This window comes from Pseudomonas tremae, assembly GCF_001401155.1.
Classification (GTDB): Bacteria; Pseudomonadota; Gammaproteobacteria; order Pseudomonadales; family Pseudomonadaceae; genus Aquipseudomonas; species Aquipseudomonas tremae.
Window position 1 is genome coordinate 34,628 of sequence record NZ_LJRO01000384.1, and the last position, 19,520, is coordinate 54,147.

The 19,520-nt window shown below is 56.6% G+C and carries 18 protein-coding genes; 11 read left to right on the forward strand and 7 right to left on the reverse strand.

Translation table 11 applies throughout. The features are described 5' to 3' along the window. Nucleotide 1: 1 nt before the first annotated feature. From ALO43_RS21450 to ALO43_RS21470, 5 genes are all read left to right on the forward strand, one after another. On the forward strand, nucleotides 2-1,534 hold the full coding sequence (locus ALO43_RS21450) for an ABC transporter ATP-binding protein (protein WP_005891504.1): 1,533 nt from the start codon (nucleotides 2-4) through the stop codon (nucleotides 1,532-1,534). After that, nucleotides 1,531-2,208, forward strand: a complete 678-nt coding sequence (locus ALO43_RS21455) for a cysteine hydrolase family protein (protein WP_024671286.1) — start codon at nucleotides 1,531-1,533, stop codon at nucleotides 2,206-2,208. Before ALO43_RS21450 ends, ALO43_RS21455 begins: the two co-directional genes overlap by 4 nt. Beyond that, nucleotides 2,208-2,603, forward strand: coding sequence for an oxalurate catabolism protein HpxZ (gene hpxZ, locus ALO43_RS21460; protein ID WP_024671287.1), 396 nt, complete (start codon nucleotides 2,208-2,210; stop codon nucleotides 2,601-2,603). Before ALO43_RS21455 ends, hpxZ begins: the two co-directional genes overlap by 1 nt. Next, nucleotides 2,600-3,286, forward strand: a complete 687-nt coding sequence (locus ALO43_RS21465) for a GntR family transcriptional regulator (RefSeq protein ID WP_024671288.1) — start codon at nucleotides 2,600-2,602, stop codon at nucleotides 3,284-3,286. Before hpxZ ends, ALO43_RS21465 begins: the two co-directional genes overlap by 4 nt. A gap of 364 nt (nucleotides 3,287-3,650) precedes the next feature. Then, complete coding sequence (locus tag ALO43_RS21470; RefSeq protein ID WP_024671289.1) at nucleotides 3,651-5,894, forward strand: putative bifunctional diguanylate cyclase/phosphodiesterase; 2,244 nt, start codon at nucleotides 3,651-3,653, stop codon at nucleotides 5,892-5,894. A 106-nt stretch (nucleotides 5,895-6,000) separates the two neighbouring features. Here ALO43_RS21470 and ALO43_RS21475 read toward each other — a convergent pair whose 3' ends face one another. Then, the gene (locus tag ALO43_RS21475) at nucleotides 6,001-7,371 is read right to left on the reverse strand and encodes a GntT/GntP/DsdX family permease (protein ID WP_005891494.1); all 1,371 of its coding nucleotides are present in this window, start codon (nucleotides 7,369-7,371) and stop codon (nucleotides 6,001-6,003) included. A gap of 364 nt (nucleotides 7,372-7,735) precedes the next feature. Between ALO43_RS21475 and ALO43_RS21480 the strand changes: the two genes are divergently transcribed. Continuing rightward, entirely contained in the window at nucleotides 7,736-9,013 is a 1,278-nt protein-coding gene (locus tag ALO43_RS21480) for a sensor domain-containing diguanylate cyclase (RefSeq protein WP_053931932.1), read from the forward strand. Nucleotides 9,014-9,046: 33 nt separating this feature from the next. Here ALO43_RS21480 and ALO43_RS21485 read toward each other — a convergent pair whose 3' ends face one another. Together ALO43_RS21485 and ALO43_RS21490 are read right to left on the reverse strand one after the other, a co-directional pair. Next, a complete protein-coding gene (locus tag ALO43_RS21485) occupies nucleotides 9,047-10,066 on the reverse strand; it encodes an SMP-30/gluconolactonase/LRE family protein (RefSeq protein ID WP_005891491.1) in 1,020 nt (339 codons plus the stop codon). A 153-nt stretch (nucleotides 10,067-10,219) separates the two neighbouring features. After that, nucleotides 10,220-11,959: a dipeptidase gene (locus ALO43_RS21490; protein ID WP_053480695.1), complete on the reverse strand. Its 1,740-nt coding sequence runs from the start codon at nucleotides 11,957-11,959 to the stop codon at nucleotides 10,220-10,222. A gap of 285 nt (nucleotides 11,960-12,244) precedes the next feature. On the opposite strand from ALO43_RS21490, the gene ALO43_RS21495 reads away from it, so the two are divergent. Both ALO43_RS21495 and ALO43_RS21500 read left to right on the forward strand, forming a co-directional pair. Beyond that, nucleotides 12,245-13,225, forward strand: a complete 981-nt coding sequence (locus ALO43_RS21495) for a YiiG family protein (RefSeq protein ID WP_024671292.1) — start codon at nucleotides 12,245-12,247, stop codon at nucleotides 13,223-13,225. Nucleotides 13,226-13,302: 77 nt separating this feature from the next. Continuing rightward, nucleotides 13,303-14,277 carry a DUF6508 domain-containing protein gene (locus ALO43_RS21500; RefSeq protein WP_054998031.1) on the forward strand — a complete coding sequence of 325 codons (975 nt, stop codon included), beginning with the start codon at nucleotides 13,303-13,305 and terminating at the stop codon, nucleotides 14,275-14,277. A 93-nt stretch (nucleotides 14,278-14,370) separates the two neighbouring features. Here ALO43_RS21500 and ALO43_RS21505 read toward each other — a convergent pair whose 3' ends face one another. Beyond that, the gene (locus tag ALO43_RS21505) at nucleotides 14,371-14,796 is read right to left on the reverse strand and encodes a GNAT family N-acetyltransferase (protein ID WP_053480696.1); all 426 of its coding nucleotides are present in this window, start codon (nucleotides 14,794-14,796) and stop codon (nucleotides 14,371-14,373) included. A 153-nt stretch (nucleotides 14,797-14,949) separates the two neighbouring features. On the opposite strand from ALO43_RS21505, the gene ALO43_RS21510 reads away from it, so the two are divergent. After that, nucleotides 14,950-15,159, forward strand: a complete 210-nt coding sequence (locus ALO43_RS21510) for a hypervirulence associated TUDOR domain-containing protein (protein WP_005891484.1) — start codon at nucleotides 14,950-14,952, stop codon at nucleotides 15,157-15,159. Between the two features lie 122 nt (nucleotides 15,160-15,281). Here ALO43_RS21510 and sodC read toward each other — a convergent pair whose 3' ends face one another. The 3 genes from sodC to ALO43_RS21525 all read right to left on the reverse strand — a co-directional run bounded on the left by sodC (nucleotide 15,282) and on the right by ALO43_RS21525 (nucleotide 17,431). Continuing rightward, nucleotides 15,282-15,800 carry a superoxide dismutase family protein gene (sodC, locus tag ALO43_RS21515; RefSeq protein WP_005891483.1) on the reverse strand — a complete coding sequence of 173 codons (519 nt, stop codon included), beginning with the start codon at nucleotides 15,798-15,800 and terminating at the stop codon, nucleotides 15,282-15,284. Nucleotides 15,801-16,055: 255 nt separating this feature from the next. Then, a complete protein-coding gene (locus tag ALO43_RS21520; protein ID WP_005891482.1) occupies nucleotides 16,056-17,066 on the reverse strand; it encodes a zinc-dependent alcohol dehydrogenase family protein in 1,011 nt (336 codons plus the stop codon). A 56-nt stretch (nucleotides 17,067-17,122) separates the two neighbouring features. After that, nucleotides 17,123-17,431, reverse strand: coding sequence for an ArsR/SmtB family transcription factor (locus ALO43_RS21525; protein WP_080268074.1), 309 nt, complete (start codon nucleotides 17,429-17,431; stop codon nucleotides 17,123-17,125). A gap of 144 nt (nucleotides 17,432-17,575) precedes the next feature. On the opposite strand from ALO43_RS21525, the gene ALO43_RS21530 reads away from it, so the two are divergent. After that, nucleotides 17,576-18,364, forward strand: coding sequence for a transporter substrate-binding domain-containing protein (locus ALO43_RS21530; protein WP_024671296.1), 789 nt, complete (start codon nucleotides 17,576-17,578; stop codon nucleotides 18,362-18,364). Nucleotides 18,365-18,480: 116 nt separating this feature from the next. Continuing rightward, nucleotides 18,481-19,461, forward strand: a complete 981-nt coding sequence (locus ALO43_RS21535) for a hypothetical protein (RefSeq protein WP_005891476.1) — start codon at nucleotides 18,481-18,483, stop codon at nucleotides 19,459-19,461. Nucleotides 19,462-19,520: the final 59 nt, after the last annotated feature.

Sequence of the window (19,520 nt, forward strand, 5' to 3'; positions counted from 1 at the left end):
TATGCGTGCCCCGAGCCTGGAAACGATCGGCGCCAGCAAGTATTTCGGCAGTTTTTGCGCACTGAACGCAGTGTCGTTCAAAGTCCGCGCCGGCACCGTCCACGCCCTGCTCGGCGAGAACGGGGCCGGCAAGAGCACACTCGTCAAAGGCATCATCGGCTACAGCGCGCTGCAATCAGGCAGCATTCTGGTCAATAACCGGGAATACGCGATCAACAGCCCTCGAGACTCTCACCAGTTGCAGATCGGTATGGTGTATCAGCACTTCACCGTCGCGCCGGGGCTGAGCGTTGCTGAAAATCTGGTGTTGTCGCGGGATGATCTACCGTGGCGTATCCACTGGGCCAGCGAGTACGAACGCCTCGAAGCGTTCATGGCGAAAATGCCATTTCGGCTCGATATTCATCGGCCGGTCAGCAGCCTGGCCGCCGGTGAGAAACAGAAGCTGGAGATCCTTAAACAGTTGTATCTGGAACGCCGGCTGATCATTCTCGACGAGCCTACCTCGGTACTCACCCCCCAAGAGGCCGACGAAGTACTGGGGCTTATGCAGGCGATGGCGCACCGTGGCGAACTTACTGTGCTGATGATCACCCACAAATTTCGTGAGGTCAGCACCTATGCAGACGACGTGACGGTACTGCGCAAGGGTCGCTGGGTGGGAACAGCGGCAGTGGCCAAGACCACTACTCGGCAAATGGCCGCCTGGATGATGGGCGAAGCCGAGGTTCGCGGCGTAAGCAACGAGCGCCCGGAGATGCCCTCACGTACACCTCAGTTGCAGGTAGAGCGCCTTGATGTACCTGGTGACAAGGGCACCCTGGCCGTGAAAAACCTTTCTCTGGCCGTTCATCCGGGCGAGATCGTCGGTATTGCGGGCATCTCTGGCAATGGCCAACGCGAACTTACCGAAGCCCTGCTCGGCCAGCGGCCATTCAGCGCAGGGAAAATAGCGGTTGATGGCCAGCCCTATCACGCACGGCGCGAGCAGATGCAGCGCCTGCGGGTGTTCAGCCTGCCCGAAGAACCTTTGCGCAACGCCTGCATCGGCACCTTCAGCGTCGCCGACAATCTGGCACTGCGCAACTTCGATCAGGCGCCATTGTGTAAGGGCTGGCGCCTTGATCGACGAGCCATCGGTGCTCAGGCAAAAACCTTGATCAAGCAGTTTCAGGTCTCGCCCAACGACCCGAACAGGCCAATCGGCACCTTGTCCGGAGGGAACGTGCAACGTGCGGTACTGGCCCGCGAGCTGACCCATGACGTGGCTGTGCTGATCGTCGCCAACCCTGTTTTCGGCCTGGATTTCGCCAGCGTGGCGCTTATTCATCAGCGTCTGATAGATGCGCGCAACAACGGCACAGCGGTCCTGTTGCTCAGTGAGGACCTTGACGAGCTGCTCAGCCTGGCAGACCGGATCGTGGTCATCCACGACGGCGAACTGGTCTTTGAAACCCGCGCAACAGTCGCCGATCGCACCGAACTGGGCCGCCACATGGCCGGCGCCGATCAGCCTTCGGAGCAACCGGCATGATCCGCATCAATGCGCGCCCGGACAGTTTCAGTTGCGAGCTGTCGCAGACCGCCGTGGTGATCATCGACATGCAGCGAGATTTTCTCGAGCCCGGCGGGTTTGGCGCTGCACTGGGCAATGACGTCACACTGCTGCAAGCCATCGTACCTTTGGTGCAGCGGCTGCTTGCGCTGGCTCGCGAACAGGATCTGATCGTGATTCATACCCGAGAATCCCACCCTGCGGACCTGTCCGACTGCCCACAGGCCAAAATTGATCACGGCTTGCCAGGCTTGCGCATCGGCGACCCTGGCCCGATGGGACGCATACTGATTCAAGGGGAACCCGGTAATCAGATTATCGAGGCGCTGACGCCCGTTGCCGGCGAGTGGGTCATCGACAAGCCGGGCAAAGGCATGTTTTTCGCCACTGACCTGCACCTGCGCCTCACTGAGGCGGGCATCACTCATCTGATTTTCGCTGGCGTCACCACTGAAGTATGCGTGCAGACAAGCATGCGCGAGGCCTGTGATCGGGGTTATCGCTGCCTGCTGATCGAGGACGCGACCGACAGCTACTTTCCGGCCTTCAAACAGGCCACGCTGGACATGATCACAGCGCAGAACGCAATCGTCGGCCGAGTGGCATCGCTCGCCGACGTGCAGCAGGCTCTACCTGCAAGGAGTACGCAGTAATGGACATCAACCTTCCTCACGTAGTCGCCGAAGTCACCCATGCTTTCGCAGATTACGAACGCGCGTTGCTGGCGAATGAACTGACCACGCTGGATGCGTACTTCTGGAACTCCGAACAGGCTGTGCGCTACGGCGTCGCAGAGAACCTGCACGGTGCCGACAGCATTGCGCGATATCGACGCCAGTGTCAGCCAGTCGGGCCGGGGCGCACGCTGCTGCGTACGGAGGTCAGCACTTTTGGAGAAGACTTCGCCACCGTCAGCACCGAATTTCACGATGGCGTTACTCAGCGTCTGGGGCGGCAAATGCAGACCTGGGCACGTCTGGACGGCGGCTGGAAAGTCGTTGCTGCACATGTCAGCATTGACCTGAGCAGCCTGGAGCCACGCCCTTGAATCCCCCGAACACCACCAATGCACTGGCAGAAGACGTCTATCGCCGGCTGAAACAGGAGATTTTCGACTTTTATCTGCTGCCCTATGACAGGTTCACCGAAACGCAATTGGCGGACCGTTACCAGGTCTCCCGAACCCCGGTGCGCGACGCGCTGTACCGCCTGCAACGCGAGGGTTACCTGGACGTGGAGTTCCGTCGCGGCTGGTCGGTCAGGCCGCTGGATTTCAACCAGATCGACCAGCTCTATGACTTGCGTATCGTGCTTGAGTGCGCGGCGATCGAACGTATCTGCGCATCCGCCGACGTGCATCCCGAGCTCACCACTCTGCGAGAGCACTGGTTGATTGATCGCGACAGTTGGCAGACCGACATGCAAGTCGTCGCCGACCTCGACGAACAGTTCCACACCCAACTGGTCGCAGCCTCGGGCAATCTGGAAATGGCCCGTATTCATCAGGAAGTCACCGAACGCATCCGCATCGTCAGGCGGCTCGACTTCTTCAAAAGCGCCCGCATCGAACACACCTACCTTGAGCACGCCGCCATTCTCAATGCACTTCAGGCGCGCAAGCGCGACGAAGCGCTCCTGCTACTGCGCTCGCACGTGGAGATCAGCAAACTGGAAGTGCGCAAACTGACGATATCCATGCTCAGCGACGCGCGACGGCGCTATGAGGCGTGAGAAGAACGCTGCCGCCTTCTAGAACACTTCATTCACACGCCTCATTCACCATCCGTTGATCATCGCCGCGCCATGGCCGTTATGGCGCGCGGCCCGCTATGCTCCGCCACATGGGCCAATGAATAACAGCCTGATTGCGCGTTCGTCGCAATGACCACTCAGGCAGCCTGATTTCCCGTCAGCGATGCTCTTCTTCGTGCAAGCCATCATCAACTCCGCATCTCCGTCAGGCCAGTTGCTGTCTTTTGCAACCTTTCATTGGCGTGCCGGTCGGACTATTCAGCAATTGATGGCATTTAGTTATCACCCGGCATTGAGGCGATGAAATACCGGGCACCGTTGAGTGAATTACAGGAATAGTCAGATGAGCCATCAGGGCGACGAGCGCGACCAGAGCGCACCTTCGAATCATGACCGCATCGCAGAGGTGTTGAAGGCTGCCGCCCACTCTGCGTGCTGTTCTCTGGGTTCGCTGATGGTGCCAGGGGCATCAGGTTGGGAACAGACTGCCCGCTTTGGCAGCGGAGACTGTTCTGTCGACGAGGTGTCGCTAAGAACGCTGTCGTCTTATGGCGATGTGGTATGGGTAGGCCACGACAGCCCCAAGGCCCCTCTGCAAGACAGCGACCGATGCACCCTGATCTACGTTGCCATACGCGGGTCGATGCGCGAGTTGCTGGGTGCTGTTCTACTGAGCAGTAGCGACCCCAAAGCAAGCTTCAGTGCTGCGCAACGGTACGCGCTTCAGACCCACGCGGCTCACCTGAGCACCTACCTGCAACCTGATCGTGAGGCCGAAACCACCAACCCGCTGTTGGGCTCCATCGAAAGGCTGCGGCTGCTTGAATCAGTGGTCATCAATGCCAACGACGCGATTCTGATCACCGAAGCCGAGCCGATCGATCTGCCGGGGCCTCGCATCGTCTATTGCAACCCGGCGTTCCTGGCTATAACGGGTTTTACCGAAGCAGAAGTCATCGGGCAGACACCCCGGATACTTCAATGCGAAGACACCAGCCGTGAAACCCTGGACGTAATCCGCGAAGCGCTCACTCACTGGCGGCCGGTCGAAGTCGAACTGGTCAACACGCGCAAGGACGGCAGTCAGTTCTGGGTCGAACTGAGCATCGTGCCGGTGGCCAACGAGAAAGGCTGGTTTACTCACTGGGTCTCCGTGCAGCGGGATATCACCGAGCGCAAGGAGTCTCAGCACCTGGCTCAACGAGCGCGTCTGGAATGGGAAGAAAAACTGGCCCTGCAGAGCCGCCTGGAAGAGCGCGAGCGCATCTCGGAGGAGCTCGCCTATATCGCGTTCCATGATGAACTGACTTCACTCTACAACCGCGCCTACCTCATGAATGAGTTGACCCAGGCATTTGAAAACCTTGACCCGCAATACGAACGTGCGACGGTGCTGTTTCTGGACCTGGACGGGTTCAAAGTCGTCAATGACAGCATGGGCCATCTGGCCGGCGACCAGTTGCTGAAGCGCGTGGCCAACCGGTTGCAAAACTGTGTACGTTCCAATGATGTGCTGGCACGAATTGGTGGTGACGAGTTTGCAATATTGCTGATGGGCAAGGATCAGCCGGAGACGGCAGTCAGAATGGCAGAGCGCATTGTCAGTCAGTTGCATGCAGCCATTCAGATCGAAGGTCAGGACATCTTCATATCCTGCAGCATCGGCATAGTCACCGCCTGCGACAGCCACTCAAAGCCGGAGGACTTGCTGCGTGACGCAGACGTAGCCATGTATTCTGCGAAGAAACAAGGCAGAGGACGCTGGAGCATCTTCAACGCCTCGATGCGCGAAGCGGCAATTGATACGCTGGTGATCCAGAACGCCTTGCGCCAGGCCCTCGAAGACAAGGACTTCCTGGTTTTCTACCAACCCATCTACAGCAGCGACAGTGAAGATCTGGTGGGCGTCGAGGCGTTGGTCAGATGGGATCACCCCTCAATGGGCATTATTTCACCGGATGCGTTCATCCCTATTGCCGAAGACCTCGGCATCATTCACGAGTTGGGCGAATGGGTCATGAACAAAGCCTGTAGCGAGGTGCAGGCATGGCGCAAGGCGTTCTCTCATCTGGACTTGAGACTCAACGTCAATGTGTCCGGGAAAGAACTCAGCCATCCCGGATTCGTCGATCAGGTTACCCGGATCATTGCGGTAACCGGGTTGCCTGCAACGCAACTTCAAATAGAAGTCACCGAATCGGTCTTTCTTTATCAACCGGACGAGATAGCAGAGATTCTCCGCCAGATTCGACAGCTCGGCGTGCGGGTGGCACTGGACGACTTCGGCACCGGTTACAGCTCACTGGGCTACATAGACCGTTACCCTATCGATGCAGTGAAGATAGACCGGTCTTTCGTCTCGCGCATGATGACCTACGACCGGAGCGAGGCGATCGTCAGCAGTATCCTGTCTCTGGGACGTGCGCTTGATCTGGATATAACCGCTGAAGGCGTGGAAACAGAGGAACAGTACAACCGTCTGCATAAAATGGGCTGCCCGTATTTTCAGGGCTACTTTCTGAACAGACCCATGCGGTCAGAAGCACTTGAGCACGTTATCAGGTCTGTCGCGGTATGCGGTGCCTGACCCCGCAATCAAATGATTTGCTGCAGGGTTTGTGGCCATCAAGCGGGGTAGAGGTATGCCTACCCCCGTTACATAAACGGCCATTTCACCGAGGCGGCCAACTCCCTCACACCAGCCAGTGCCACAACAGCAACGTTCCTATCAGCCCTGTCACCGAGACAATCGTTTGCAGCACGGACCAGACCCAGAGGGTCTGCTTCAGTTGCAGGCCAAAGTATTCACGGACCATCCAGAAGCCGGCATCGTTTACATGGCAGAAGAACACCGAACCTGCACCAATTACCAGGGCAATCAGCGATGCCTGGATCGGCGCAAGCCCGGCCATCATCGGTGCAAGAATGCCCGCTGTGGTGGTGGTCGCCACAGTGGCTGAACCAGTGGCCTGGCGCAACGCCACGGCGATCAGCCAGGCCAGCAGCAGGTAAGGCATATGCGCGCCTTCTGCGACCTTGCTAATGGTCTGACTGACCCCGGCATCCAGCAATGTCTGTTTCAAGCCACCACCGGCACCGATGGTCAGCAACAGTACGGCGATAGGCGCAAGGCTTTTACGCAGCGTCCCGCCGACATGCTCGCGGGATAGCCCATTCGCCCAGCCCAGGCAAACCGTTGCTGCCAGCACCGCGATACCCAGAGCGACCAGCGGCTCACCGAGAAACTTCAAGGTCAGTGCGATGTTGCTTTCAGGCTCCATCGTCACCTTGGCCAGGGTGCTGCCGAGCATGAGAATCACTGGCAGCAGAATAATCAACAGCGAGATGCCGAACCCCGGCTGGCGACGGTTATCGGGTCTGGCACTGAACAACTCGCCCAGCTCGGCGGGTTCTTCAATGTGCATGCGCTTCGACAACCAATTGCCATACAGCGGGCCTGCGAAAATCACCGCTGGCACCGCAATGCAGAACCCCAACAGCATGGTCAGGCCCAGGTCTGCGTGCAAGGCACTGACCGCGATCAGCGGTCCTGGGTGGGGTGGCATCAATGCGTGCAGCGTGGTCATGCCAGCAAGTGCCGGAATAGCGATTTTCAGCAGCGGCTGCCCGGACTGACGCGCCATCACGAAGATGATCGGCACCATCAGGACCAGTCCCACTTCAAAGAACAACGGCAGGCCAATGACCATTGCCACCAGCGCCATAATCCAGGGCAGCGTCCTGCCCTTGCCCAACTTGAGCAAGGTGGAAGCAATCCGGTCCGCAGCACCGGACTCGGCCATCAAGGCCCCCAGCATCGCACCCAGCGCGATAATGATCCCCGCTTCACCGAGAATGCTGCCTGCACCCTTGCTGAATGCCTTGGCAACCGACTCGGCGGGCAAACCAGCGCCTATTCCGGCGATGAACGTACCCACGAGAATCGATAGAAACGGAGGAAGCCTGGTAGCGCTGATCAGCACGATGATCGTGGTGATCGCAATCAGGCAACAAATAATCAGTCGGGTGTCATGGAACACCCAGGCCGCAGAAGACAGATCCAACACAGTACCCCTAACGTTTGGTATCCAGCTCAGGCGCTTTCAACGCCGAGAGACAGAAAGATTCGAAACAATTGGTTTCAATTCATCAAAAGATACCGGAATACCCACAAGCGTCGCAGCTAAATATTCAGTTTGCCGACTTCGTCTGCACTTGAGTGCCTGGCAGTTTCGGCAGTCGTCCGGGCCATGAAGTCCATCCGTTCCAGGCAAGATGCGCCCTACAACTGATGTGGGTATAGTGGAAATGCAACGAGCGTTCAGAGTGTGCGGTCAAAGCGACAGGGCCTGCGATCAACCCGGCATTGCCTCACATTTGTCTGGTCAGCGCCACGATCAGTTAGCGGATCACTCGACAGGAAATCAGATGACCTCATCCAGCCAGCGTCTTGCCCTGCTTGAAGCCGTGGTCGAGCAGTCGTTCAATGCGGTACTGATAACCGACGCCAAGCTGACCGAAGGGGGTCCGTTCATTGTTTATGTCAATCCGGCATTCTGTGCGATGACGGGTTATACAGCAGAGCAATTGATCGGCCTGTCGCCAAAATTCCTGCAAGGTGCGGACACCGACCCTCAGGTAATAGCGCGGATGCGCCAGTGTTTGAGCGATAAACTCTTTTTTGAAGGATCGACAGTCAACTACCGCGCCGATGGCAGCCCGTATATTGTCGAGTGGAAAATCTCTCCGGTGCATGACGATGCAGGCAACCTGTGCAACTTCGTGTCGGTCCAGCAAAACATCAGCCCTCGCGTCCAGGCTGAGCGCGAGCAACACCTGTTGGCACAAGCACTGAATGCGGCGTTAGACCCGATTATCATCACAGATCGCAACGCGCTTATTGTATTTGCCAACGAAGCTTTTCAGCAGGTCACGGGCTACAGCTCGACAGAGATCATTGGTCAAAACCCGCGAATGCTTCGTTCAGGCAAACACGATGAACTGTTTTATGGACAATTCCATGAAGCGCTGGCAAGCGGCGAGCCGTTTCGCACCACCTTCATCAACAAGCGCAAGGACGGCTCGCTGTTTTATGCGGAACACAGCATCTCTCCGCTGCGCAACGTCGAAGGCACCCTCACTCATTACGTCAGCATCAGCCAAGACGTGACGACACGGCTGGGTCGCGAACAGAAGTTACTGGAGATTGCTCACAGCGATACACTCACTGGCCTGGACAATCGAAGGTCCGCCGAACATACCCTGGAGCGCATGATCAGTACCGCGTGGATAACGGGTAATCCGTTCAGCCTCATCATCTGTGATATCGACCATTTCAAGCGAGTCAATGACCAGCACGGACACCCTGCTGGCGACGCCGCCCTGAAAAGCGTTGCGTCCATGTTCAAACACCAGATTCGTACGCACGATGTGGCGGCCCGTTGGGGCGGCGAAGAGTTTCTGATCCTTGTGCCCGACAGCTCACTGAAACAGGCAGTCGAACTGGCGGAGCGCGTTCGCAAGGGCGTTGAAGGTCTGGAGATACCGGAAACCGGCTCGGTGACCATTTCTCTAGGCGTGGCAGCACTGGACCCCGGAGAAACGGCAGCGAGCCTCATTCAGCGAGCGGAAAAGGCGCTTTATCAAGCCAAGCGCCTTGGCCGGAACCGTGTAGAGAGTGCGAAGACCGACCACACGGCTTATTGATACGACCGCGTGCCGTGATCTGACGCCCTGGTCTTATGGCCGCTGGCTACCGGCAACCAGCACGGGCACTCTCAGCACCTTATTGGCGGCGGTGATGTAAACCCAGTGCTGTGACCCTGTCGAACAAAAAGCGAGGTTGCCTGTGTCCTCGGCATCAACCTTTAGCCTGCCAAGCAAATCTCCTTTGGCAGAAAACACCTGAACGCCCTCTTTACTGCTGCTCCAGACATTACCCTGCGCATCGACCTTGACCCCATCCGGGATACCGGGCGCAATGTCAGCGAATACTCTACCGGCGCTCAGCGCGCCATCACGCACTTCATAGACCATGATTCTGTGAGCCAGCTTCGAGTTTTTGAAGTCATGAGCCAGTTGGGAATCGGCCACGTACAACAGATGTTTATCAGGTGAAAAGGCCAGACCATTGGGCGAATGAAGTCCAGGTGTATCAAGCCTGGTCAGGGTGTCGCGCTCCGGATCGTAATGGTAGAGATACTCCCCGCCCTGCTCCGGCTTGCCGCCATAGCTCTCTGCCTCGTTCAAGACACCAAAGGTCGGATCACTGAACCAGATGCCGCCACGATCATCGACTACGACATCGTTGGGACTGTTCAACCGTTTGCCCTGATACCGATCGACCAGCGTGCGCCATTGACCATCCGGCTCCTGGCGCACAATCGCACGCTCACCGTGGGAGGCTGCAACGATATGGCCCTTGGAATCCCGCGCCCGCCCATTCTGATAATGAGCAGGATCCAGCAAGGTGCTGACGCCACCCTGCTCTTTCCAGCTCATGACTTTGTTAGCCTTCACGTCACTCCAGATCACGCCACCATCGGGCAGGCATAAAGGACCTTCCGCCCACTGCGCATCGGCAGTCAGCAGGTGTGCTTGCGCATCGGGCTGAACAAGTGCCGCAAACCGCGTGTCGAGCGCCTCGACTTTTACGGACGACGTCACATCAGCAGCCATCGCTGCGCCGGCAGCCAAAAGCGCAACACCCAAGACCAGCACTGAGGTTTTCTTGCCCGGATGACTTGAAAATCGATTCATGTGCTTCGTCCTGTCATTCAATAGGCGCAAAGGCCAGAGCCACGTTTGGCAGCAGCTTCAGGCTTGAGTTTCAACGGGCAGATTCATAACCGTATTGAACAATAAGCCGGAAAGACAAGGCCTGCCCATGACGGCAGGCCCGAAAGGGTCACATCAAAGTGTTGGCAACTGCCCGATGCGCCCCATCATTTCGGTAACGATCTGCAGGTCCAGCAAGAACTGCTCGGTGGTCTTGAACTCGTTGTCCGTGTGACCGGTGTACTTGACTTCAGGTCTGGCGAGACCGAACTGCACGCCATTTGGCAGTTCATGTACCGAAGTGGCGCCTGCCGAAGTACCAAACGCATGTTTCATGTCGAGGTTTTCGCTGGCCACGGCGAGCAACGCCTTGACCCACTCACCTTCAGGGTTGCGATACATGGGCTCGGCAATGGAATAGTCGAAAGCTGGCTTGATAGCGGTTTTCTGGCTCCAGGCCGCCAGCTTGCCGGCAATTTCAGACTTGAGCACTTCAGGGGATTTCCCCTTGGGCACACGCAAGTTGACCGCCAGTTTGAATGCCTTGTCATCCAGTCCAACGTACGTCAGGGAAGCGGTCAGCGGCCCCATGAATTCGTCGGAAAAACCGATGCCGAGCTTTTCGCCCAAATAGTCCAGGCCCCAGTTTTCGGCAGCATAGCGAGCGGCGTCCGTAATATGATTGTGCTTGAGCGCGACCTTGCCTTCGAGGCTGTTGATGAAGTCCAGCATTCTCGCTACCGGATTGACGCCGGACTCGGGCTCTGATGAGTGAGCGGAAACACCGGTAACCGTCAGTTTGACGTCCTTGCCTTCAACCCTTGTGGCGATTTCGAAGTTGCCACCATTGCGCTGTACATAATCGGCACCGGCCTGTTGCAGGCTGGCCGCCAGTTCAGCAGGTTTGTCGCTCACCAGCGTAGCGACCGATTTTGACGGGATCTGATTGGTGGCCATGCCTCCGGTCATCGATACGATCTCGGCGCCCTCGCCCTGTGCGGCGCGCTTCGCAAAACTCGCCATGACAGTGCCATAGCCCTTTTCCGCGATCACAACCGGATAACCGCCATCCAGTGCCAGGTTGTAAGCAGGTGTCGGATTACGCTCGAAATAATAGGGAATAGCATCACCAGCGGTTTCTTCGGTGGTGTCTATCAGCAACTTGAAGTTTCTCGCCAGCGGCAGCTTTTCTTCCTTGATAACTTTCATGGCATAGAGCGAAACAACGATGCCGTTTTTATCATCTTCAGTGCCGCGTCCGTACATGCGATCGCCGATCAAGGTGACGTGGAACGGGTCCAGACGGGTGCCGTCAGGCAATACCCAGTTCTCCGGCGTCACCGGCACTACGTCGGCATGAACGTGAATACCCACGACTTCATCACCACTGCCGTCCAGTGAGATTTCATAGACGCGATTATCGATGTTGCGAAACTTCAGGCCGAAGCTTTCGGCGAGGCCCTTGATCTTGTCGGCGATCTTGATGAACTCAGGGTTTTCATGCTGAGCCACACCGTCTACACGAACTGTCGGAATGGCGACCAGTTCGCGCAGGGTCTCCGTGGCGGCGCTGCCGTATTTCATCCGCGCATAAAGGCCGAGCAGGCGATGAATTTCGTTCTGCTGATCTTCGGACAGCTTTTTGTTGTCGAGGAAGGCGCTAATCGCAGGACCGATATTGGCACTTTTGGCGACGTCATCCTTGGCCAGATTTCCCAGAAACTGCCTGAAGTCAGTGACCGGGGTATTACTGAACGTCTTGACGATGACGGCACTTTGTTGCGCACTGAGATTGGCAAAGGCCGAAGTGGAAACCACCGAGAGACTGGCCAGCACCAGCGTGGCTGCGGCCAGTTTTTTGAGGGCAAAGTTCATTATTGAAAGCATTCCTTGGCAGGCATGAAGAGGAATATCTGATCGATCGATCAGAAAGCTTTCAAACTTACACCACAAGACAACATTGCGGGAACCCCGATATGGCATACAGAACCTGCGAGAAGCGACGCACTGTTTTCCTCGCACATTGAAGACTTCACGTCCTGTTGCACAGCGCAGCAGACACTGTTGGACCCCGCCCCGACTGTGACATCATCCACGCCTGTCTGTGAATTTGCACAGGCCATGGAACGACGATATTCCCACACACGGAAGGAAAACAAAGTGCATTCAAGAAACCGGCTGGCAGCGTTACTGATGTCGATAAGCCTCTCCCTCATCGGGTGTGACAAAAGCGACGCACCTCAAAACGTCTTACAGCCCGGCAGCCCGCCGCAACAGCAAATGAGCGCCGAACAGGCAGAGGTCGAGAAGTACAATAAGTACGTGAAAGCGGCCAATTACGGCGCTGACTTTGGTGAGTTGCTGGAGAGTCGTCTGAACGAATACCCGAAGAAGCTTGCGCCGGGTAAAAAACTGACCAGTTACGATCTGTTCACCGCCTACTCCATCAATGGCTGGCAACAGAACCTGAAAGAAGCGCTCGCCATCGAGTCCCCCATGCCGGAACTGGATGAGCCAGCCAAAGGCATGCTGGATGCATTGGCCAGGCTGGAGCCAATCCACGCCGAACTTGAAAACTATGCACAGTCCAAAGGCTTTCTTGCCGACGATGGGAAGAAGGCCCGTGACATGGAACCTGCACTTGAAGCCGGGATGAAGGATGTCGCAACCTCTCAAGCCGCTTTTTTTGACGGAATAAGCAAGCGCGACGACATCAACATCCGCACTGCATTTGAAAGCGCAGAAAAAGACTCGCAGGCCTACTACCGAGCCGGCATCGTAGTGTATGCAAAAGAGTCTGCACGACTGGCCGGTGAGTTCTTCAAGAACGCCGGAAGCGAAGAAACAGCAAAGCCTTTCGAAGCAAGCCTGAACAAAACAGCGCAGATGATCGAGAACTGGGACAAGAAGTCCCGTGCGCAAAAACGTCCGATTGGCTGCGTTTCCATCATGAACGACCTGAACGGCTTCGTCGGCAAAGGACGTGAGGCCATCAGCGATGCGCGAAGCGGTAATTACAAACGTGAAAACAGCAGCGAGATGCACTGGAGAGTGGCCAACCCGATCAAGCGTGGCTACGACGATGTACAAAGCGCTTTCGGTCGCCTGATCAACAGCATGAACAACGATGAGTGCATTTAACGTCACACGGTCACTCGCAGGATGCGCGAGGACTTCATTGAAGGGCATCCTGCGAGACATCTCATGAGAGCGCTCGAATGATCATGTTGCTGCGCTACCTTAAAGCTCGCTTCGGTCACAAACCTCCTGCACCGCCGCCTCTGTCTGCCAGTGCCCCGGCTACCGAGCCAGTGAATCAGGGGCAACTTATGTCTCGCGTGCAACAGAACCTGGCCTGGCTGCCGGTTTATAAAGAGCCTGAGCCGTTAAATCTAGCGCCCCCCGCCTGCCCGCCCTTGGGCAGGGAAAACGAGCCATTGCTTGCCCGCTACCGCGCTTACATCACGCAGGTAGAACATGCAGACAGATCCACGCAGGACGATACATCCCGTGAAACAGGGCGCAAGTTAGCTCAAGAGTTACTCGATACGGCAATCACCTTGGCCAGTATGAAAGCCGATAGTTCGCCCTCTATGTACTGGCTGATACAATCCGCAGCCATCGCCTCACTGTTTGCTGACGGCGTCCAATCGCAAGCGTTTCAGTATTACAGAGAACAACTGCAGCAGTACAAGAACGCACGAAAGACCGCCGGGCAAGTAATGGCGTTTGATATCTATGTGGAACGGCATACGCCAAAGCACGTCAGGACGTTCCTGCCACACCCGTCAAGCGAGACGCGCTCACCCGACGAACCTGTACCAACGCCTGAGGATATCGATGAACTGTTGTCGTATCTGCCACGGTTGTACCCCTGCGGGATAGCCATCAAGACGTATGTCGTCAAGGAGAACACGTATTGGCCGGAGTACTTCCAGGTCGTAAACGACTTCTATCGTGCCGCAGGCAAAGACTGCTGGACAGACGTTGATTATATAAGTCATGGCGCAGGAGACATACTCGAAAACGATGCTTATATCACTCAGGCAAACCTTGCAGACATAAAAACCATGCTCACCTATTGCACCAGGGGCGAACGCTTTTGCGATGGACACCATGGCGGAATGATCGAGAAAGGCTACATTATCAAGATCCTGCACAGACTGACCATACTGCGCGGCATGTACGACTGACGCTCAGGCCTTAATCGCGAACCGAACGTCTACTGCGACGAGAGAATGAGAGGTGTCTGGTGCGCACGCTTATCGCGCTTATCACATAAAACTCTATCTTTCGAATGACTTCAGTAGTGTATTACGGCTCCAGGGCCCGCAGTAGTCGGGGAGACACGCGATCAGCTTGTAACCGCAGCGCGCATACCACTTGGCGACATCGTCATCCAGCGTTTCGATTAAAGCGTCCACACAGCCTCGCTCGATGGCCAAACCTTCAATCCTGCGCAACGTCTCTGCCCCCAGGCCCTTTCCGCGAGACTGAGCGTCAATCCACAGGTAGCTCACGAAGAGTCGCCGGAACTCGGTGCGACCTGTCGCACCGCCAATCAGTAGATCGTTTTCCATGACCATGCAGGCGATCAGGTCAGCCAGCCCCCCTTTCGCCTCTGACATTGCGCGACCGTGTTTCAAGACCTCGGCACCCACGACCTGAATTTGATCATTGGTAATCTGTACGCCTGTAAGCCACTCCCTCATGTCATCTATTCCTTTATTTTCGGCAGAAAATACATGAGCAAGATAAAGGCCAACCAGACGGTCAACATGCTGAATTCTTCAGCCACTGACAAGTCCGAGTATTAATGGGCGACAGCAACAGATCGTCCGCTCATCTATTACGAGGGCATCCCGATGACTACTGCATTCAAGGTTGGCGACGCTGTACGCTGGAATTCCGAAGCGGGCGAGATACACGGCAAGGTCACGAAAGTGCATGTAAAGGATGTCGAATTCATGGGCAAACACCGGCCGGCCTCCAAGGATGAGCCGCAGTTCGAAGTGAAGAGCGACAAGACCGGGCATTTGGCGATGCACCATGCGGAAGCGCTCAAGCTCGCTTGAGCGTTAATAAAGTACGAGGCACATGCGCCACGATCTGAAAACAGTTGTAAGCACCTGACGTGCTGGCGCTTTGGGTGTTTTCAAAGCGCCAGACGGCGGAACTGTTTTTCAGAAGGCCCTTATCAGATCACACCGCACGCTGCACGGTCCCCGCCGCCGCCCAATGGCTTGGGCATGTCGGAGTGGTTATCGCCGCCAGCATGGACCATTAATGCGTGGCCTTTGATTTCTGACAGCTTTTTCAGGCGCGGAGCCAATACCGGGTAGTTCGCGGTGCCGTCGGCCATGACATACAGCGCAGGCAGATCGCCCAAGTGGCCATTTGCGTAAGGACCAAGATGCTTGCCGGTCTTGGCAGGATCAAAGTGGCCGCCCGCTGCCAGGGCAGCAACCTTCACGCCGTCTTTGGTGCCTGCATCGCAACTGCCGTTTTCATGCACATGAAAGCCATGAACGCCTGCGGGCAGGTCAGTCAGTTTAGGCGTGAACAGCAAGCCATATTCCGTTTCGCTCACAGAGACACTGCCGATGGGTTTGGGTGCGCCATCTGCACTGACGAGATTGATCGGAACGTCCAGCGATGCAGCCTGAACGCTGAAGGAAAATACGCCAAGCAGGCCTAGCCAAAGATGAGGTTTCATAGGTTTCAATGCGTCCCTGATCAGGTAATCGAAAGGGACGTTGCTTCAGGCAAGGTGAGTCTGTAAGCCGCGCAACGTCCTTGAGGTCACAGAGGGTGTGACCAGAATCAGCGCAATTCTATGCAAAAAGATGAGCGAGGACCGCTCGGGAAAGTAATGCAAAACGTCACAACCGACCTGCCGACATTTGTCGACAGGTCGGTGATAGAGCCCTTTGCGCGGCTGTCCGCGCAAAGGGCCAGCGCTGAAAGCTACTCAGATATCCAGGCAGATCTTGCCGAAATGCTGGTTGGTCTCCTGATACTTGAACGCTTCGACAATGTCGGTCATCGGGAACGAACGATCCATGACCGGGCGCATGCCGTTGGCATCGATTGCGCGAATCATATCCTGCTGCTGAGTGCGGCTGCCCACCAGAACTCCCTGCATGCGAAGCTGCTTGACCAGCGCCGGGACGAACTCCAGTTGACCGGCTACACCACTCAGAATACCGATGACCGAGATGTGGCCAGCAACGCGTGCTGCGTTCATGGAATGCTGCAACGTAGACGGACCGCCTACGTCAATGATGTGATCGACACCACGGCCGCCAGTCAGCTTGCGGGCCGTCTCACCCCAATTGCTGTCCTTGCGATAGTTGATCAGGTGATCGGCACCCATTGCCTGCAGACGCTCAAGTTTTTCATCACTGGAAGACGTTGCGATCACGGTTGCGCCTACCATTTTGGCGAACTGCAAGGCGAAGATCGACACGCCTCCAGTGCCTTGCACCAACACAGTGTCACCGGCTTTCAACGCATCATCGACCATCAACGCGCGCCATGCAGTCAGGCCCGCAGTGGTCAGGGTAGATGCTTCGGCATGGCTGTAGCCCACTGGTGCATGGGTAAAAGAGGTCGCACGGGCAGTCACCTGCTCACGGGCATAACCGTCGACGCCATCACCAGGAACGGTGACGAACCCCTCAACCAACGGCTCACCGCTGATCCATTCAGGGAAGAACGTGCTGACCACGGAATCGCCAACCTTGAACTCGCTGACGCCCTCGCCTATGGCAGTCACGACGCCTGCACCGTCGGCCATGGGAATGCGGTTCTCGCTCGGTGCCCACATGCCGGTAACGACAGCGTAGTCATGATAATTGAGCGAATTGGCATGCAGACGCACGGTGATTTCGCCGGACTTCGGTGCCAGCACTTCGCTTTCGCCAACGCTGACCTGATCGTAGCCGCCGCCAGCCTGCACGTAGATGGTTGTGTTGCTCATGGTCAATCTCCTATCAATTCAACATTACGCAAAATGACGAAATGTATAAATAAAACTTATAGTTCTTTCTTGAGCCTATCGGCAAACCGGTCGATGGCCTGTTCGTCACGACGGAAGTAAGTCCACTTGCCAATCCTCGTTGCCTGAACCAGCCCGGCACGCTGCAGAATGGCCAGGTGCGCGGATGCGGTGGAGGCCGACAGACTGGCCTTGGCCTGAATATGCGACACGCACACCCCTATCGCCGGATCACCGTGGTCCTGTGGAGGAAAGTGGGCTTGCGGGTCTTTCAGCCACTCCATGATCAACATGCGAGTGTCATTGCCGACCGCTTTGATTTGCTCAAGAATCATGGGGGACAACATTACGCTTTTTTACGAAATGTTCAACCCCTTTGTAGAAGAAATACCCGTGGCACAGAAATTGATTACTGCTTCACACCGGTGTGACAAATGAAGCACTCTGTCGACCTTATAAAATCAAATGCACTGCCGCGAGCATCCCGCCCCATGATCAATCTGAAATACAGCGCACTGACCGCCCTGCTTTTGGGCATCACAGGTCTGGCTCAGGCTGAGGACTCAGCCTCGCACCTGGACAAGGTTCTGCAGGAGGGCCAACTGTCGGTCTGCACCACAGGCGACTACAAACCCTACACATTGCTGCGTGAAGATGGTGAATACGAAGGCATCGACATCACCATGGCGCGCTCGCTGGCCAAGAGCCTTGGAGTAAAAGTGCAGTGGGTGCCCACGACCTGGAAGACCCTGATGCCGGACATGATTGCCGGGAAGTGCGACATTGGCATGGGTGGTATTTCAGTCAGCCTGGAGCGGCAGAAGAAAGCCTTCTTCAGCAATACCCTGGATGTCGATGGCAAGATTGCGCTGGTGCGCTGCGAAGATCAGGCGTCGTATCAGACCGTCGAGCAGATCAACCAGCCTTCAGTGCGCTTGATCGAACCCGCCGGCGGCACCAATGAAGCGTTCGCTCGTGCTCACCTGCCGAAGGCCTCGCTGGCTTTTCACGACAACAAGACCATCTTCCAGGAGTTGCTGGATAAAAAAGCCGATGTGATGATCACCGACGCCTCAGAAGCGCTTTACCAACAGAAACGCATGCCGGGTCTGTGCGCAGTCAACCCGACCCGTTACATGCAATACGGTGAAAAGGCTTACCTCCTGCCCCGCGACGACATGGCCTGGAAAAGCTATGTGGATCAATGGCTGCACCTGAGCAAGGCCACCGGTGAGTACCAGCAGGCGCTGGGTGAGTGGCTGGCGGTGCCTGTCGAATAGGCAGACCGAGCGGTCCGTGGAATTGGCTTGCTGCGTGCGTGATGCACAATGGTTGCAAGGCGTGTCCCGGTGAAATAGCTTGTTGCAGACCAATACCCGGAAGGCAGTCCACGAGCATGAAGCCCAGCAAGCCCATTACCCGCGCGTTTTGCGTCGAGCTGCAACAAGAGCTGTCGATTGCAGCCGCCCGGCGGGAGTACTTTTCTCAAGAGCCGCCACGTACGCGCTTCGAATTTCTCTGCTCCAACGAAGCTTGCCGGGCACTCGGTGCCAAGGTGACCGGGGTCCGCTATGACGTGAAGCCCCAAGACAACCCGACGTTCGTCGCCGCGCATTTTCGCGCCAACCCACATTACGATCACCATCCGGATTGCGAATGGGTAGACGAGACCGCTGACGAGAAGCCGGAGGATCCGGTTGAAGAAACTGACGTCCAGACGCGCTTGCGCAAGGCCAAACGCAAGCTGGATGATTACATTGATGTATTCGATCCGACCATCAAGGAGCCGACCAAGGAGGAGTCTGGACTGGAAAAAGCGGGCACCCGCGAACCCCGACTCCCCGCAGCCACCCCATCGGCAGAAACTGTCACGCCCAAGAAGCCCCGTTACAGCGAGACCCGCACCAATAACCTGGAACGGCTCGTGGACAGCTATCGGCAAGCCAAGGCCGAACTGCCGCTGGAAGACTTCAAGTTGCTGAAACTGAAGATTCCCGGTCAGGGCGAAGTATCGTTGCGCTCATACTTTCGCCACATCAAATTCGCCAAACCAGGCGACAACGGCCGCGTGTTGTTTGGCGGCGGACTGATAGAGCAGCGCTACGGGCTGGGTTTCAAGTTCAAGTTTTTCGACCGCCTCGAAGGCAAACTGGTCACGCTGTACGTGTCACCTGCGCAGATGCAGGCCTATCGTTCCAGCCGCTATATCAGCGAGTTGCTGAGCCATGCCGATGACGTAAAGTTTTTCACGATCTATGCACTGGGAACACTTACCCAGAGCCCGTCGGGCAAGAGTTACAGCGTCGAGGTCAATGACCTGCGGCACTTGTCGATCGTGCTGGGGCCAGCGAAGGAGCTAGAGAAACCGCCAGGATAATGAACTAACTTTTGAGCAATGCAGATGCCGCCAGTGCCGCCCCCACGCGCTGCGTGGGA